This is a genomic window from Caballeronia pedi (genome assembly GCF_001544915.2).
GTDB lineage: Bacteria > Pseudomonadota > Gammaproteobacteria > Burkholderiales > Burkholderiaceae > Caballeronia > Caballeronia pedi.
In genome coordinates this window covers 1-14,907 of the sequence record NZ_FCOE02000033.1, presented here as the reverse complement: position 1 = coordinate 14,907, position 14,907 = coordinate 1, and the positions used below count along the sequence as shown (strand labels likewise).

The following is a 14,907-nucleotide window of genomic DNA, read 5'->3' as shown; positions in this document are numbered from 1 at the left end:
GAGCGGGCATCGAGCGGCGGAATCGGCCTATCACGCGATCATATCAAGGACGGCGCGCATTCACCCGCCAAGCTTTGTCGAGAGACCTGCGCGCGAGGCTTCAGGCGCGCTGCGGCCGCAAGCTACAATGTCGGGATGAACCGTAAAACCCGCATTCAACCGATCGATTCCGGACGCGACGACGAGCGCGAGCCGGACGAAAACGGCTACGACCGGCCGAGCAAATCCCAGCTCAAGCGCGACATGCACGCGCTGCAGGAGTTGGGCGAAGCGCTGATCGCGCTGCCCAAGGACGCGCTCAAGCGCATGCCGATGCCCGAGCATCTCGACGACGCCGTGCGCGAGGCGCGCCGCATCACCGATCACGAAGGCAAGCGCCGCCAGGTGCAGTACGTCGGCAAGGTCATGCGCTCGCTGACCGAAGACGAAGTCGCCGCGCTGCGCACCGCGCTCGACACGCATCGCGGCGTGAACAAGGCCGAAACCGCGCGCCTGCACTGGATCGAGCGCACGCGCGACAAGCTGCTCGCCGACGACGCCGCGCTCACCGAATTCATCCGCGATCATCCCAGCGTCGATCCGCAGGAAGGCCGCACGCTGATCCGCAACACGCGCCGCGAGCGTGAGCAGCAGAAGCCGCCGCGCTATTACCGCGAGCTGTTCCAGTGGATCAAGAACGCGTCGGGCGCGGCCGACGACGAAGACATCGAAGGCGATGAGGACGACCGTGACGAAGCCGAAACGTAATCATCCGGATGAGCTGATCGTCGGGCTCGTGTCGGTCAGCGATCGCGCGTCGCAGGGCGTCTACGAGGACAAGGGCTTGCCGTCGCTGCAGGCATGGCTCGGCGACGCGCTCACCACACCCTTTCGCGCCGAAACGCGCCTGATCCAGGACGACGCCGCGACCATTTCCGCGACGCTCGTCGAACTCGTCGATGTGCACGGCTGCGATCTCGTGCTGACGACGGGCGGCACCGGCCCCGCGCGCCGCGACGTCACGCCCGAAGCGACGCTCGCCATCGCGACGAAGCCGATGCCCGGCTTCGGCGAGCAGATGCGCCAGATCAGCCTGAATTTCGTGCCGACGGCGATTCTGTCGCGGCAGGTCGCGGTGATCCGCGAGGCGGACGATCACGCCGCGCTCATCATCAACTTGCCGGGGCAGCCGAAGTCGATTCGCGAAACGCTGGAAGGCTTGAAGGACGCGGACGGCAAGACGAAAGTGCCGGGCATTTTCGCGGCCGTGCCGTATTGCATCGATCTGATCGGCGGACCGTATATCGAAACGCGGACCGATGTGGTCGCCGCGTTCCGCCCGAAAAACGCGCTCCGCCCGCCGAAGGCTTAAGACGCGGCGGCAGGCGCCGACGGAATCAGGAAGTGCTCGCGGTAGTACTTGAGTTCGTCGATGGACTCGTGGATATCCGCGAGCGCGGTGTGCATCGCGCGCTTCTGGAAGCCCTTGTAGATCGCCGGCTGCCAGCGGCGGCACAGTTCCTTCAAGGTGCTGACATCGAGATTGCGGTAGTGGAAGAACGTCTCCAGTTCCGGCATCCAGCGCGCCATGAAACGGCGGTCCTGGCAGATCGAATTGCCGCACATCGGCGACTTGCCGGGCGGCACGTACTGGCCGAGAAAATCGCGGATCTGGCGCGTGGCCTCGGCTTCATCGACGGTCGACACCTTCACGCGCTCCGTCAGTCCCGAGCGGCCATGCGTGTTGCGGTTCCATTCGTCCATGCGGCCGAGCGCCTCGTCCGTCTGATGAATCGCGAGCACCGGCCCTTCCACCAGCTTGTCGAGCGTCGAATTCGTCACGACCACCGCGATCTCGATGATGCGGTCGTTGTCCGGATCGAGACCGGTCATCTCCATGTCGAGCCACACGAGGTTCATGTCGCTGCGCACGAGCGGATTTTCGTCTGATTCTGCAGGAGTGGAGATGTCAGTCATGAAAAAAGCGGGCCTGAGAGATGGGAAAGCCAATGCGCGCCGGCACGGCCTAGAACCTATAATTCTCGCATAGTTCAATCGGAATTCCGGATGACCAACCTCACTCTTGCTTTCTCGACGGTGTTCGTCGTAGCCCTGGTCGCGATGGTCGCGACCAAGCTCTGGCTCGCGTCGCGCCAGATTCGCTACGTCGCCGCGCACCGCAACGGCGTGCCCGCGCAGTTCTCCGGCACGATTCCGCTCACCGCGCATCAGCGCGCCGCGGACTATACCGTCGAGCGCACGCGCCTCACGATGATCGAAGTCGTCACGAGCGCGGTCGTGCTCGTCGCGCTGACGCTGCTCGGCGGCGTGCAAGCGCTCGATCTCGCCATCTCCGACTGGCTCGGCCGCGGCTATCTCGGACAGATCGCGCTGGTGGCGTCGGTGGTCGCGATCACGAGCGTCATCGACCTGCCGTTCGACTACATCCGTCACTTCGTGATCGAGGAAAAGTTCGGCTTCAACCGCATGTCGAAGAAGCTCTTTTTCGCCGATCTCGTGAAAGGCACGGCGCTCGGCATCGTGATCGGCGCGCCGCTTCTGCTGCTCACGCTCTGGCTGATGGATCGCGCCGGCACGTTCTGGTGGCTGTGGACGTGGATGGTGTGGGTCGCGTTCCAGCTCCTCGCGATGATCATCTATCCGACCTTCATCGCCCCGCTCTTCAACAAATTCGAGCCGCTGAAGGACGAGGCGCTCGTCGCGCGCATCACGAATCTGATGTCGCGCACGGGTTTCGCGGCCAAGGGCCTGTTCGTGATGGACGGCAGCCGCCGCTCCGCGCACGGCAACGCGTATTTCACGGGCTTCGGCGCGGCGAAGCGCATCGTGTTCTTCGATACCTTGCTCGCGCGTCTTTCCGGCAGCGAGATCGAGGCCGTGCTCGCGCACGAACTCGGCCACTTCAAGCGCCGTCATGTGCTGAAGCTGATGGTCGTCATGTTCGGCATCAGCCTCGCGATGCTCGCGCTGCTCGGCTGGCTCATTCAGACGACGTGGTTCTACGAGGGCCTGGGCGTGCGGCCGTCGCTTATCGGCAGCAATAACGGGCTCGCGCTCGTGCTCTTCATGCTCGTGCTGCCCGTGTTCATGTTCTTCATCACGCCGCTCGGCAGCCTGACTTCGCGCAAGAACGAGTTCGAAGCCGATGCCTTCGCCGCCAGCCAGACCGATCCGAAGGATCTCGTGAACGCGCTCGTGAAGCTCTATGAGGACAACGCGTCGACGCTCACGCCCGATCCCATCTACACCGCGTTCTATTATTCGCATCCACCCGCTTCGCAACGCATCGACCGCCTGATGCAGCACGCCGCATGACGCGCGGCTCGATGCGCCTCGAAGGCACGGTGATCGCGGCGCACGGACGCCACTACCTGGTCTCGCCGGCAGACGGCGGACCGATGTTCCAGTGCTTCCCGCGCGGCAAGAAAAGCGAAGTGGCGGTCGGCGATCGCGTGATCTACGAACAGTCGTCGGCGGATCAGGGCGTGATCGTCGAGATCGGCGAACGGCGCAATCTGCTGTATCGCTCGGATCAGTTCAAGTCGAAGCTCTTTGCCGCGAATCTCGATCAACTCCTGATCGTGCTTGCGACCGAGCCGCACTTCAGTGAGGACTTGCTCGGGCGCGCGCTGATCGCAGCGGAAGCGCATGGGCTGGAGTCGCTGATCGTGCTGAACAAGATCGATGTCGAAGGCGCGCTGCCGCTTGCGCGCGAGCGTCTCGCGCCGTATCGGGCGCTCGGTTATACGGTCATCGAACTGTCCGCGAAGATGGCGCCCGGCGATGTCCATCCGCAACTCGACGCCCGCCTGAAAGACCGCTCGACGATCCTGCTCGGCCAGTCGGGCATGGGCAAGTCGACGCTCGTGAACCTGCTCGTCCCCGATGCCGACGCGGCCACGCGCGAGATTTCATCGGCGCTCAATAGCGGCCGTCACACGACCACGTTCACGCGGCTCTACGACATGCCAGGCGGCGGCGCGCTCATCGATTCGCCGGGTTTTCAGGAGTTCGGCCTGCATCACCTGTCGGAAGGCATGCTGGAGCGTGCGTTTGCTGACTTCCGGCCGTATCTCGGCCACTGCCGCTTTTATAACTGCCATCATCTGCACGAACCGGGGTGCGCGGTGCTCGAAGCTGTCGAAGCCGGCAAGATCCGTCCCGAGCGACACTCGCTCTACGCGCAGCTTGTCCACGAAGCAAGCCAGATCGTTCGATGAAGCGACTCACGCGCGCGCCTAACCTCATCACCGCGCAGCATTGGGTGAACGTGCTGGCGACGGCGGGCGTGCCGTGCGAGTTGCACAATCGATATCTGACCGGCGCGATGGGAGAGATTCCGGCGGATCAGTGCGCGCCGGAGATATGGATCGTCGATGATCGCGACGAAGCGCTGGCGATGCGAATGATCGAGAGCGCGAGAAAGGGACCGGACGCGAACGCCCGGCCCTGGCGATGCAGGCAGTGCGGCGAATGGCTGGAGCCGCAGTTCACCGTCTGCTGGAAGTGTCAGACTGAGCGCAATCCGCTCGACGACTGACCGATCAGGCCAGCCACACGGCGATGGTCAGCATCAGCAGAAGCAGCATCCACAGGATCACCGCGCGCCACACGAGGCCAACCGCCGATTGAAGCGTACGCGGCGTGCAATCGTCGCCGACGGGCAACGGACTCGCTTCGCCTACAGCAAGCGCCTCGACCGAAAGCGGCTCGGCGAGCGGCCCCGCGAGACGCGCGCCCAACGCGCCGCTGCCCGCCGCGAGCAACACGCCTTCGTTCGCATCCGGCCATTGGCGTGCGTGATTGCGCCACGCGTAGATCGCGTCCTCGAAATTGCCGACGATCGCAAAGCCGAGCGCGGTCAGTCGCGCGGGCACCCAATCGATGACGAAAAACGCGCGCTGCGCGAACGACGAAAACTCGGCGGTGCGTTCCGGATCCGGCTTCGACCACGCGCGCGCCAGATACTCGGCGATGCGATACAGCACCGCGCCGGCCGGACCGATCGGAATCAGGAACCAGAAGAACACGCCGAACACATGCCGGTGCGACGCCACCACGGCATGCACGAGCGTATGCCGGACGATTTCGCTCACGGGCATGTCGAGCGTGTCCATGCCGGTCCATTCACGCAGCACTTCGCGCGCGCGGGGCACGTCGTCGTTGTTGAGCGCGAGGTGGATGTCGGTGAAATAGTGGCTGAACTGCCGGAAGCCGAGCGTGAAATACACGATCACCACGTTCCAGAGAAACGCCAGAACGAAGTTGATCCGGTACAGCACGTAATAGATGAGTCCGACGGCGAGCGTCCAGGGCAGCACGACGACCAGCCACGCGACGATGCCGTGTTTCTCCTTGCCGGCATCGAAACCATGCGCCGTGGATTCCGCATGATAGTGAAGCAACGCCGAAATCGGATTCTGCGGCGATAACGCGCGCATCTGCTCGATGATGAGAGCCAGCAATACGGAGAAAAAAGTCATGCGAAGCGCCGAAACGGTCGGATTAGTTCGAGTTTCGCGTAACGATAGCACAGCGCCTGATGCCTTTAGCGCGCCGAGTATTTGCGCGAGGCGTGGCGGGCGCGCGGGCTTTTTGCGCCATCACGCGCGAGCCGCGAGGAAGCGATAGAAATTGCGCAACATGCCGGCCGTTGCGCCCCAGATGAAATAAGGAGCCTTTCTCTCGCCCGGAATATAGGGCATGGCAAAAAAACGACGCTCGCCCCCTTCCCAGCGAAACACGCGCACTTCGTGATTCGCCGGATTCATGAGCCATGCGAGCGGCACTTCGAAGATATCGGCGACTTCGCAGGTATCGGCTTTCAGCGTGAACGGCGGATGCACCAGCGCGACGACCGGCGTCACCTTGAATCCCGTGCCCGTCAGATATTCGGGCAGCGCGCCGATGACTTCGCAATGTTCCGCGCCCAACGCCACTTCTTCTTGCGCCTCGCGCAGCGCGGTAGCGGCGGCATCGGCGTCTTCGGGTTCGCGTCGGCCGCCGGGGAAACTGATCTGCCCGGCGTGATCCGACAGATGATCAGCGCGCTGCGTCAGCAGCACGGTCAGGCCGCCTTCGCGCACCACGAGCGGCACCAGCACGGAGGCCACGCGTGGATCGCCGCCGATCGCCTTGATGCGCTGCTCGCGCTCTTCCTGCGTCCAGTCGAGATTCAATGCGAAACGCGCGCGCAGGCCTTCCGGCGTGAGGCGCTCGGGCGGAACCGGCGGGAGTGTCTCACCCGTCGAGAAGACGGGCATCTTTTCGGGTTCGAGGATGCGGGGAGTCGAAGTCTTTCCGGTGGACACGGGTCGGGAACGGGGCTGTCGAAGACTCAATTTGAACACACCAAAGAAAAAAGCACCCGCAAGGGGTGCTTTTTCCGTACTGCGTCTGGCCGGGACTTACTCTGCCGAAGCAGACTTGTCCTTGAACACCAGCTTTTCCTTGATTCGAGCCGACTTGCCCGAACGCTCGCGCAGGTAGTAGAGCTTAGCGCGGCGAACATCGCCACGGCGCTTCACGACGATGCTCGCGAGCAGCGGCGAGTAGGTCTGGAACGTACGCTCGACGCCTTCGCCCGACGAAATCTTGCGGACGATGAAGTTCGAGTTCAGGCCACGGTTGCGCTTCGCAATGACGACGCCTTCGTAAGCCTGGACACGCTTACGCGTGCCTTCGACCACGTTCACGTTGACGACGACGGTATCGCCCGGCGCGAAGTCGGGGATGCTCTTCTCGCCCAGAACGCGTGCGATCTCTTCCTTCTCGAGTTGCTCAATCAGATTCATTACTGACTCCTTGTGCCATCTTGCCGGAGTTGTGTGCCCTGGATGAAGGCCCCGGTAGAGGATGGGTTTGCTTCAGGCGCCGATCTGACTCGACGCCCCCATTTTCCCGCTCGTCCGTCCGAAATCTATGCAGATTTCGACGCGCCCTTCGCGAGTTCTGCGAGCCACGCCTCGTCGGCACGGCTCAACATCTTGCTTCCGCGCGCCCGCGCGATCAGATCGGGCCGCTTGTTGAATGTGTTGCGCAATGCTTCGCGTCTGCGCCAGGCGTCGATTTCCTTGTGATGGCCGCCGAGCAGCACATCGGGAACGCGCACGCCTTCATACTCTTCCGGCCGCGTGTAGTGCGGACAATCGAGCAGTACGTCGACGAAACTGTCCTGCACCGCCGATTGCGCGTCGTTCAGCACGCCGGGCAACTGGCGCACGACGGCGTCCATCAAGGCCATCGCGGGGAGTTCTCCGCCGGACAGAACGAAGTCGCCGAGGCTCACTTCTTCGTCCACTTCGCGGTCGATCAGACGCTGGTCGATCGCTTCGTAACGGCCGCACAGCAGCACGAGACCGGGTTCCTGCGCGAACCGCATCACGCGATCGTGGTCCAGCCGCGCGCCTTGTGGCGACATCATCACCACACGCGTGGACGCGATGCCCTGCTCGCGCTGCGCAGTCTTCGCCGCGTGAATCGCGTCTTCCAGCGGACGCGCCAGCATGACCATGCCGGGGCCGCCGCCGTATGGACGATCATCGATGGTGCGGTAGTTGTCCGTGGTGAAATCGCGCGGATTCCACGTGCGCAGACCGAACCGCTCCTGCTTTACCGCCCGGCTGGTGATACCCCAGTCGGTCAGCGCGCGAAACATTTCGGGAAAGAGCGTCACGACATCGAACTGCATCGCTCTCTCCGTAACGTGCCAATGTTCAATAGTCAGCGTCCCAGTCGACGACGATACGTTTCGCCGCCCGGTCCACCGTCTTTACATATACGCCGACGAACGGAATCAGCCGCTCGCCGGTGACGGCCTTGCCATCCTTGTCGGTCTCCGGATACTCGATCCGCAGGATGGAATGCGCGCCGTTGTCGATCAGATCCGCGACGCGGCCCAAGGCCACGCCCGCTTCGTTTTCGACATCCAGGCCGATCAGATCGACCCAGTAAAATTCGTCTTCGCTGTCGAGCTTCGGGAAATCACTGCGCGTGATGTTCACCGTGTGGCCCTTCAGCGCAAGCGCCGTGTCGCGGTCGTCACAGCCGGCCAAGCGCGCGACGATGGTATCGGCATGTACTTTCGACTGCAGACAGCGCGCGGTCTTGAGTTCGCGGCCCTTGACGAGCCACCAGCGTTTCGCGCTCAACAGCGCGTCGCCGCCCTGCTTGCCGTTCGCGTGCGGGACGATCTTGACCCAGCCTTTGAGACCGTAGGCATCGGCAATGAAACCGACTTCGACGGCGTCTTCCGGCAGAGCGTCGACCGGCTCGATTGCGCTTTCCGGCGCGCTCGAAACGTCAGCAGCCACGCGGCGCGCGCCCGGCTTGCGGACAAACGCGCCAAACGTGGCGGCACCTTCATCTTGCCCCGGCTTCGGTCGGCCGACGTTTTCCGAATCGCGTACGGGCATCGGCGAACCTTTGGGCAGGCTTCGAGCGGTTGTTACAGCTACGCAGCGAGCTTAAGCAGCCGGCTGGGCTTGCTGCGCTTGCTTGACGAGGCGCTCGACGGTCGGCGACAGTTGCGCGCCAACGCCTTGCCAGTACGTCAGGCGATCCTGAGCGATGCGCAGCGATTCGCCTTTGGTCGCGACCGGGTTGTAAAAACCCACGCGCTCGATGAAGCGGCCGTCACGGCGGCTACGCGAGTCGGTTGCAACGATGTTGTAGAAAGGGCGCTTCTTCGAGCCGCCACGAGCCAAGCGGATGATGACCATGCTGAAATCCTTGAAAACCGGGGTTCGGAACAACGAGAACAGGCGATTATAGCTGTAATCAGAAGCTCGAACAAACACTTAACGCATTTTTTGGATGCGAGGCGCTGTTCGCTACCGATTCGCGGCAATCGCGGATACCGGAAATCACGCCGATGCGGCAACGTAGCATTGGTGGCGCGGCGGGTCATCGGCGTAAAATGGCAGACCGTTGTCGGCCTCAAGCCGCTCGCCTCTTTCCACCACCGCTTTCGCTGATGACCTTCTCGTCCGTCGCCACGCAATCCGGCCCGAAGCCGGCCGGCAAGCCGGTTCCGCCGTACTTCCGCTCGAAAACGCTGACCGCCGCGCTCGCGTTTCTGTTCGGCTCGATCGGCCTGCACCGCTTCTATCTGTATGGAATGCGCGACAAGTACGGCTGGGCGCATATCGTCGGCATCGTTCTGGGCGCGTTCGGCTTTCTGATGCTCGCGCAATCGGAGCGCACCTCGATGCTCGGCTGGGTGCTGGCTTTTCCTGGCGCGGTCTCGCTGCTCGCCGCGTTTCTGTCGGCCCTCGTCTACGGCTTGCGTCCGGACGCGAAGTGGGACGCGCAGTTCAACGCGCACACCGGCCGCGAAAGCCGCTCCGGCTGGACGGTCATCTTCGTCGTGATATTTTCGCTGCTGTTCGGCGCGTTCCTGCTGATGACCGGTCTCGCGCTCACGTTCCAGACGTATTTCGAGAGTCAGGTCGAGGCGGCGAAAACGCTGTCGCAATAAAACATCAGAATAGATCGAGCTGCGGGCTGGACGGTCCCGCCGCTCGCTTCGCGGGCCGCTGAAACTCGGACATGTCGAGAATGCCGCGCTGCCTCGCGTTCAGGCCGAGGCGCTTCGTCGCCTTCTGAAAGCGCTGCCTGAGCATGTCGGCCCACAGGCCCTCGCCTTTCATTCGCGTCGAAAAATTCGAGTCGTAGTCCTTGCCGCCGCGCATGTCGCGCACACGGCTCATCACGCGATCCGCGCGATCGGGAAAATGCGCTGCCAGCCAATCCTTGAAGAGCGGCGCGACTTCCCACGGCAGACGCAGCACGATGTAGCTCGCGCTCGTCGCCCCCGCTTCGGCGCACGCTTCCAGCACACGCTCCATGTCCGGCTCCGTCACGAACGGAATGACCGGTGCGATGCTCACGCCCACTGGAATGCCCGCCTCGGCGAGCGTGCGGATCGTGCGCAGGCGTCGCGATGGCGTCGCCGCGCGTGGCTCGAGCGTGCGCGCGATATCGGCGTCGAGCGTGGTGACGGTGATCGCCGCCATCACCTGGCCGCGTTCGGCCATCGGCGCCAGCAGGTCGATATCGCGTTCGATCAGCGAACTCTTCGTGATTGCCGCGAACGGATGCCCGCAGTCGTGCAGCACCTGAATCACACGCCGCGTGAGTTGCAGATCGCGCTCGACCGGTTGATAGGCGTCCGTGTTGACGCCGAGCGCGATCGGCTCGGGTTCGTAATTCGGCTTCGCCAGCTCGCGCGCGAGCAATTCGGACGCGTTGATCTTCGCGTAAATGCGGCTTTCGAAATCGAGGCCCGGCGAGAGCCCGAGATAGCTGTGAGTTGGACGCGCAAAGCAATAGATGCAGCCGTGTTCACAGCCGCGGTAGGGATTGAGCGAAACGGAGAACGGAATGTCCGGCGAGCTGTTGCGCGTCAGGATGCTTTTTGCGCGCTCTTCGAACACCTGAGTGCGTAACGGCGGCATGCCTTCGTCCTCTGGATCGGCATCATGCAACCAGCCGTCGTCGACGCGTTCGCGGTCGTCTTTCTCGTAGCGGCCCTGAATGTTCGTGACCGCGCCGCGCCCCTTCAGCGGAGCGGGCGGCGCGACGGGAAACTCACGATCGGGCGATGACATTGCGGCAGAATCCCACGATTGATACTGTATAAATATACAGTATCGTCGCATCGCCGCAAGGAGAAAATCACGTCTCGACGAGAATCTTCAGCGTCTCCTTGATCTCCTCCATCACCACGTAACTCTTCGACTGCACCGCGCCCGGCAACTGCAACAGGATGTCGCCGAGCAGCTTCCGATAATCCGCCATCTCGCCGATGCGCGCCTTGATCAGATAGTCGAAGTCGCCCGAGACGAGGTGACATTCGAGCACTTCCGGGATCTTCTGCACTTCGCGGCGGAATTGTTCGAACATGTTGCCGCTCTTGTGATCGAGTGTGATTTCGACGAACACGAGCAGCGCGGCGCCCAGTTCGGTCGGGTTCACGCGCGCGTAGTAACCCATGATGACGCCATCACGCTCCATCCGTTTCACCCGCTCGATGCAAGGCGTAACCGACAGACCGACGCGCTCGGCCAGATCTTTCATTGCGACGCGGCCGTCTTCCTGAAGGATGTTCAGAATCTTGTGGTCGAGCTTGTCGAGCGTGCGGACCGGATTTCGCTGCGTTCGCATGAGTTTTTCCTGAAAATCCATTAAATACAATAACTAAAACTGCCTCGAAGTCCATACCATAGTCGATAACACTATACGAGCTTCAGTTTGCCGCGTCGATCACCTTTACGTACGCGCGTTCGGAAGTTTCATCGAATCTGGATGGAGATCACATGCGAATCGTTATTCTCGGAAGCGGCGTCGTCGGCGTGACCAGCGCGTATTACCTCGCTCGCGCCGGCCACGAAGTCACGGTCATCGACCGCGAAGCGGGCCCCGCCCTCGAAACGAGTTTCGCCAATGCAGGACAGATCTCCCCGGGCTATGCATCGCCGTGGGCCGCGCCGGGCGTTCCGCTCAAGGCCGTGAAGTGGATGTTCGAAAAGCACGCGCCGCTCGCCATCCGTCTGGACGGCACGATGAACCAGCTGCAATGGATGTGGCAGATGCTGCGCAACTGCACGCAGGACCGCTACACGGTGAACAAGGGCCGCATGGTTCGTCTCGCCGAGTACAGCCGCGACTGCCTGCAGGCTTTGCGCGCCGACACCGGCATCCACTACGAAGGCCGCACGGGCGGCACGCTGCAACTGTTCCGCACGCAACAGCAATTCGATGGCGCGGGCAAGGACATCGCCGTGCTCAAGGACGCCAACGTCCCGTTCGAACTGCTCACCGCCGATGAACTCAAGAAGGCCGAACCGGCGCTCGCTGCCGTCGCGCACAAGCTGACGGGCGGCCTGCGTCTGCCGAACGATGAAACCGGCGACTGCCAGATGTTCACTACGCGCCTCGCCGCGATGGCCGAAGCGCTCGGCGTCAAGTTCCGCTACAACACGCCAATCGACGCGCTCGCCGTCAGCAACGGCCGCATCGCCGGTGTCCAGTGCGGCAAGGAACTGGTGACGGCGGACTCGTACGTCGTCGCGCTGGGTTCGTATTCGCCGAAGCTGCTCGGCGATCTGGTCAAGATTCCGGTTTATCCGCTGAAGGGTTATTCGATCACCGCGCCTATCGTCGATGCGAACCGCGCGCCGGTCTCGACCGTGCTCGACGAAACCTACAAGATCGCGATCACGCGTTTCGACGACCGCATCCGTGTGGGTGGCATGGCGGAAATCGTCGGCTACGACAGGAAGCTGAAGCAGGCTCGCCGCGAAACGCTCGAAATGTGCGTGAACGATCTGTTCCCCGGCGGCGGCGATACCGCGAGCGCCACGTTCTGGACCGGCCTGCGTCCGATGACGCCGGACGGCACGCCGATCGTCGGCCGCACTCGTGTGCCGAACCTGTTTCTGAACACCGGCCACGGTACGCTCGGCTGGACGATGTCGTGCGGCTCCGGCCAGTTGCTGGCGGATTTGATGTCGGGCAAGCAGCCCGCGATCCGTTCGGACGATCTGTCGGTGCATCGCTACTCTGGCGATGTCGGCGTGCAGACGCGTCCGGGATACGCGAACGCGTGATTCCCGCTATCGCATGAATGACAAAGGCGCCTTGCGGCGCCTTTGTTTTTTCAGAACTGGTCTTCGCTCAGCGCGAGCACGCCTTCCCTGCCGTTCGCGCTGATGATCGATGCCTCGATCCCCGGCGCATGAGGCAGAATGTGCTCCGCGAAGAATTGCGCCGTCGCGATCTTCGCTGAATGGAAACGCTCGTCTTCCGCGCGTTTGGCGTGCGCGACGAGCATCGCGCGCGCCATCTGCCAACCCGACAACACGATGCCCGCGAGCCGCAGATACGGCACGCTGCCCGCGAACACCGCGTTCGGATCGCTCCTGAACTTCGCGACGATGAATTCGATCGCGCGCGCGAGCGACAGGCTTCCGGCACTCAAATGCCGATGCATCGACCTGAACGGCTGACCGTCCACATCGGCGAGCGCTGCGATGGTCTGATCGATTTGCGCGAGCAGCGCCTGCGCCGCTGCACCGCCGTCGCGCACCGTCTTGCGGCCGACGAGATCGTTTGCCTGGATCGCGGTCGTGCCTTCGTAAATCGGGAGGATGCGCGCATCGCGATAATGCTGCGCTGCGCCCGTTTCTTCGATGAAGCCCATGCCGCCATGCACTTGCACGCCAAGACTCGCGACATCGACAGACATCTCCGTGCTGAAGCCCTTCACGATCGGCACGAGGTATTCGTAGATCGCCTGATGGCTCTTGCGAGCATCCGCGTCCGCATGGCCGTGCGCGAAGTCGCTGTGCGCCGCCGCGACATACGCGAGCGCGCGAGCGCCTTCGGTGTAGGCGCGCATCGTCGAGAGCATACGGCGCACGTCGGGATGATGGATGATCGTGACCGGTTCCTTCGCGCTGCCATCGACGGGGCGGCTTTGCACGCGCTCCTTCGCATACGCGACGGCCTGCTGATACGCACGCTCGGCAATCGCGACGCCCTGCATGCCCACGGCGAAGCGCGCCGCGTTCATCATGATGAACATGTATTCGAGCCCGCGATTCTCCTCGCCGATCAGATAGCCGATCGCGCCGCCATGATCGCCGTATTGCAGCACGGCCGTCGGGCTCGCCTTGATGCCCAGCTTGTGCTCGATCGACACGCAATGCACGTCGTTGCGCGCGCCGAGCGAGCCGTCGTCGTTGACGAGGAACTTCGGCACGAGAAAGAGCGAGATGCCTTTGACGCCTTCGGGCGCGTCGGGCGTGCGCGCGAGCACGAGATGCACGATGTTCTTCGCCATGTCGTGCTCGCCGTAGGTGATGAAAATCTTCGTGCCGAACACCTTGTAGCTGCCATCGCCCTGCGGCTCGGCGCGCGTGCGCACCTGCGCGAGATCGGAGCCCGCCTGCGGCTCGGTAAGATTCATCGTGCCGGTCCACTCGCCGGAAATGAACTTGGGCAGATAGCGCGCCTTCTGCTCGTCGCTGCCGGCGGTGAGGAGCGCCTCGATCGCGCCGTCGGTGAGCAGCGGACACAGCGCGAAAGAGAGATTCGCCGCGTTGAGCGCTTCGATGCACGGCGTCGCGATGAGTTTCGGCAAGCCCTGACCGCCGAAGTCCGCCGGATGCACGACGCCTTGCCAGCCGCCTTCCGCGAACTGACGGAACGCGTCCTTGAAGCCGGGCGTCGTCGTGACTTCGCCGTTCGCCCACGCGCTCGGATTGCGGTCGCCCGCCACATTCAGCGGCGCGATCACTTCGCCGCAAAAGCGCGCGGCTTCCTCGACGACGGCCTGCGCCGTATCGAAGCCCGCGTCCTCGTAACCGGGCAGCGCGGCGATGCTGTCGATATCCGCCAGTTCCTTCACCACGAACAGCATGTCCTTGACCGGGGCGCTGTAGCTCATCGTCCTGTCTCCTCCCTTTTCAGATATTCCGGTGCAAAAAAAGGGCGCAACATCTGTCGCGCCCTTTCTTATTGTTTGTGGCGAGTGTTCGACTCACACGGCCCGGTTCAACCGAGCTCTTTCACCAGTTCCGGCACGACCGCGAACAGATCGCCGACGAGACCGTAGTCCGCCACGCTGAAGATCGGCGCTTCGGGATCCTTGTTGATCGCGACGATGACCTTCGAGTCCTTCATGCCGGCCAGATGCTGAATCGCGCCCGAGATGCCGACTGCCACGTACAGTTGCGGCGCGACGATCTTGCCGGTTTGACCGACTTGATAGTCGTTCGGAACATAACCCGCGTCGACCGCCGCGCGCGATGCGCCCAGCGCCGCATTGAGCTTGTCCGCGAGCGGCTCCAGCGTCTTCGTGTAGTTCTCGCCGCTGCCCAGACCGCGACCACCCGACACGAT

18 protein-coding genes are annotated in these 14,907 nt (G+C 63.1%); 7 read left to right on the top strand and 11 right to left on the bottom strand.

Annotation, left to right across the window (positions count from 1 at the left end):
- Positions 1-135: 135 nt before the first annotated feature.
- Positions 136-747 carry a ribosome biogenesis factor YjgA gene (yjgA, locus tag AWB80_RS32340; protein ID WP_061178758.1) on the top strand — a complete coding sequence of 204 codons (612 nt, stop codon included), beginning with the start codon at positions 136-138 and terminating at the stop codon, positions 745-747.
- Positions 716-1,351 carry a molybdopterin adenylyltransferase gene (gene mog / locus AWB80_RS32335; RefSeq protein ID WP_061178757.1) on the top strand — a complete coding sequence of 212 codons (636 nt, stop codon included), beginning with the start codon at positions 716-718 and terminating at the stop codon, positions 1,349-1,351. The genes yjgA and mog overlap by 32 nt, the downstream gene beginning before the upstream one ends.
- On the opposite strand, the gene orn is transcribed toward mog, so the two are convergent.
- Complete coding sequence (orn, locus tag AWB80_RS32330) at positions 1,348-1,956, bottom strand: oligoribonuclease (RefSeq protein ID WP_061178756.1); 609 nt, start codon at positions 1,954-1,956, stop codon at positions 1,348-1,350. The two genes, mog and orn, sit on opposite strands and share 4 nt — an antisense overlap.
- Positions 1,957-2,046: 90 nt before the next feature.
- Here orn and AWB80_RS32325 point away from each other — a divergent pair, with 90 nt between their 5' ends.
- From AWB80_RS32325 to AWB80_RS32315, 3 genes are read left to right on the top strand one after another with little or no spacing between them, the layout of a single operon-like run.
- Positions 2,047-3,315, top strand: coding sequence for a M48 family metallopeptidase (locus AWB80_RS32325; protein WP_061178755.1), 1,269 nt, complete (start codon positions 2,047-2,049; stop codon positions 3,313-3,315).
- The gene (rsgA, locus tag AWB80_RS32320) at positions 3,312-4,220 is read left to right on the top strand and encodes a ribosome small subunit-dependent GTPase A (protein ID WP_061178754.1); all 909 of its coding nucleotides are present in this window, start codon (positions 3,312-3,314) and stop codon (positions 4,218-4,220) included. Before AWB80_RS32325 ends, rsgA begins: the two co-directional genes overlap by 4 nt.
- On the top strand, positions 4,217-4,540 hold the full coding sequence (locus AWB80_RS32315) for a putative signal transducing protein (RefSeq protein ID WP_061178753.1): 324 nt from the start codon (positions 4,217-4,219) through the stop codon (positions 4,538-4,540). Before rsgA ends, AWB80_RS32315 begins: the two co-directional genes overlap by 4 nt.
- A gap of 4 nt (positions 4,541-4,544) precedes the next feature.
- On the opposite strand, the gene AWB80_RS32310 is transcribed toward AWB80_RS32315, so the two are convergent.
- The 6 genes from AWB80_RS32310 to rpsP form a co-directional block, all read right to left on the bottom strand.
- Entirely contained in the window at positions 4,545-5,483 is a 939-nt protein-coding gene (locus AWB80_RS32310; protein WP_061178752.1) for a CobD/CbiB family protein, read from the bottom strand.
- Between the two features lie 120 nt (positions 5,484-5,603).
- Positions 5,604-6,263 (bottom strand): CoA pyrophosphatase, encoded by a 660-nt coding sequence (locus AWB80_RS32305; protein ID WP_061178751.1) that lies wholly within the window; start codon positions 6,261-6,263, stop codon positions 5,604-5,606.
- A gap of 144 nt (positions 6,264-6,407) precedes the next feature.
- Positions 6,408-6,794, bottom strand: a complete 387-nt coding sequence (rplS, locus tag AWB80_RS32300; RefSeq protein WP_061178750.1) for a 50S ribosomal protein L19 — start codon at positions 6,792-6,794, stop codon at positions 6,408-6,410.
- A 125-nt stretch (positions 6,795-6,919) separates the two neighbouring features.
- Positions 6,920-7,690 (bottom strand): tRNA (guanosine(37)-N1)-methyltransferase TrmD, encoded by a 771-nt coding sequence (gene trmD, locus AWB80_RS32295; protein WP_061178749.1) that lies wholly within the window; start codon positions 7,688-7,690, stop codon positions 6,920-6,922.
- A gap of 25 nt (positions 7,691-7,715) precedes the next feature.
- Positions 7,716-8,414, bottom strand: coding sequence for a ribosome maturation factor RimM (rimM, locus tag AWB80_RS32290; RefSeq protein ID WP_061178748.1), 699 nt, complete (start codon positions 8,412-8,414; stop codon positions 7,716-7,718).
- Between the two features lie 51 nt (positions 8,415-8,465).
- Positions 8,466-8,720: a 30S ribosomal protein S16 gene (gene rpsP, locus AWB80_RS32285; protein WP_008342343.1), complete on the bottom strand. Its 255-nt coding sequence runs from the start codon at positions 8,718-8,720 to the stop codon at positions 8,466-8,468.
- 254 nt (positions 8,721-8,974) lie between these two features.
- Here rpsP and AWB80_RS32280 point away from each other — a divergent pair, with 254 nt between their 5' ends.
- On the top strand, positions 8,975-9,478 hold the full coding sequence (locus tag AWB80_RS32280; RefSeq protein ID WP_061178747.1) for a TM2 domain-containing protein: 504 nt from the start codon (positions 8,975-8,977) through the stop codon (positions 9,476-9,478).
- Positions 9,479-9,482: 4 nt separating this feature from the next.
- Here AWB80_RS32280 and AWB80_RS32275 read toward each other — a convergent pair whose 3' ends face one another.
- Positions 9,483-10,610, bottom strand: coding sequence for a PA0069 family radical SAM protein (locus AWB80_RS32275; protein WP_061178746.1), 1,128 nt, complete (start codon positions 10,608-10,610; stop codon positions 9,483-9,485).
- Positions 10,611-10,677: 67 nt separating this feature from the next.
- On the bottom strand, positions 10,678-11,166 hold the full coding sequence (locus tag AWB80_RS32270) for an Lrp/AsnC ligand binding domain-containing protein (RefSeq protein WP_061178805.1): 489 nt from the start codon (positions 11,164-11,166) through the stop codon (positions 10,678-10,680).
- 152 nt (positions 11,167-11,318) lie between these two features.
- Between AWB80_RS32270 and AWB80_RS32265 the strand changes: the two genes are divergently transcribed.
- On the top strand, positions 11,319-12,611 hold the full coding sequence (locus AWB80_RS32265) for a D-amino acid dehydrogenase (RefSeq protein ID WP_061178745.1): 1,293 nt from the start codon (positions 11,319-11,321) through the stop codon (positions 12,609-12,611).
- Positions 12,612-12,661: 50 nt separating this feature from the next.
- Here AWB80_RS32265 and AWB80_RS32260 read toward each other — a convergent pair whose 3' ends face one another.
- Both AWB80_RS32260 and AWB80_RS32255 read right to left on the bottom strand, forming a co-directional pair.
- Positions 12,662-14,452, bottom strand: a complete 1,791-nt coding sequence (locus AWB80_RS32260) for an acyl-CoA dehydrogenase (RefSeq protein ID WP_061178744.1) — start codon at positions 14,450-14,452, stop codon at positions 12,662-12,664.
- 107 nt (positions 14,453-14,559) lie between these two features.
- The coding region (locus tag AWB80_RS32255; RefSeq protein WP_208635718.1) for an electron transfer flavoprotein subunit alpha/FixB family protein at positions 14,560-14,907 on the bottom strand (348 nt) is incomplete at its 5' end.

Bases quoted from the DNA above. Each gene is read 5' to 3' on its own strand.
- yjgA (WP_061178758.1), top strand. From the start codon at position 136: ATGAACCGTAAAACCCGCATTCAACCGATCGATTCCGGACGCGACGAC.
- mog (WP_061178757.1), top strand. From the start codon at position 716: ATGAGGACGACCGTGACGAAGCCGAAACGTAATCATCCGGATGAGCTG.
- orn (WP_061178756.1), bottom strand. From the start codon at position 1,956: ATGACTGACATCTCCACTCCTGCAGAATCAGACGAAAATCCGCTCGTG.
- AWB80_RS32325 (WP_061178755.1), top strand. From the start codon at position 2,047: ATGACCAACCTCACTCTTGCTTTCTCGACGGTGTTCGTCGTAGCCCTG.
- rsgA (WP_061178754.1), top strand. From the start codon at position 3,312: ATGACGCGCGGCTCGATGCGCCTCGAAGGCACGGTGATCGCGGCGCAC.
- AWB80_RS32315 (WP_061178753.1), top strand. From the start codon at position 4,217: ATGAAGCGACTCACGCGCGCGCCTAACCTCATCACCGCGCAGCATTGG.
- AWB80_RS32310 (WP_061178752.1), bottom strand. From the start codon at position 5,483: ATGACTTTTTTCTCCGTATTGCTGGCTCTCATCATCGAGCAGATGCGC.
- AWB80_RS32305 (WP_061178751.1), bottom strand. From the start codon at position 6,263: ATGCCCGTCTTCTCGACGGGTGAGACACTCCCGCCGGTTCCGCCCGAG.
- rplS (WP_061178750.1), bottom strand. From the start codon at position 6,794: ATGAATCTGATTGAGCAACTCGAGAAGGAAGAGATCGCACGCGTTCTG.
- trmD (WP_061178749.1), bottom strand. From the start codon at position 7,690: ATGCAGTTCGATGTCGTGACGCTCTTTCCCGAAATGTTTCGCGCGCTG.
- rimM (WP_061178748.1), bottom strand. From the start codon at position 8,414: ATGCCCGTACGCGATTCGGAAAACGTCGGCCGACCGAAGCCGGGGCAA.
- rpsP (WP_008342343.1), bottom strand. From the start codon at position 8,720: ATGGTCATCATCCGCTTGGCTCGTGGCGGCTCGAAGAAGCGCCCTTTC.
- AWB80_RS32280 (WP_061178747.1), top strand. From the start codon at position 8,975: ATGACCTTCTCGTCCGTCGCCACGCAATCCGGCCCGAAGCCGGCCGGC.
- AWB80_RS32275 (WP_061178746.1), bottom strand. From the start codon at position 10,610: ATGTCATCGCCCGATCGTGAGTTTCCCGTCGCGCCGCCCGCTCCGCTG.
- AWB80_RS32270 (WP_061178805.1), bottom strand. From the start codon at position 11,166: ATGCGAACGCAGCGAAATCCGGTCCGCACGCTCGACAAGCTCGACCAC.
- AWB80_RS32265 (WP_061178745.1), top strand. From the start codon at position 11,319: ATGCGAATCGTTATTCTCGGAAGCGGCGTCGTCGGCGTGACCAGCGCG.
- AWB80_RS32260 (WP_061178744.1), bottom strand. From the start codon at position 14,452: ATGAGCTACAGCGCCCCGGTCAAGGACATGCTGTTCGTGGTGAAGGAA.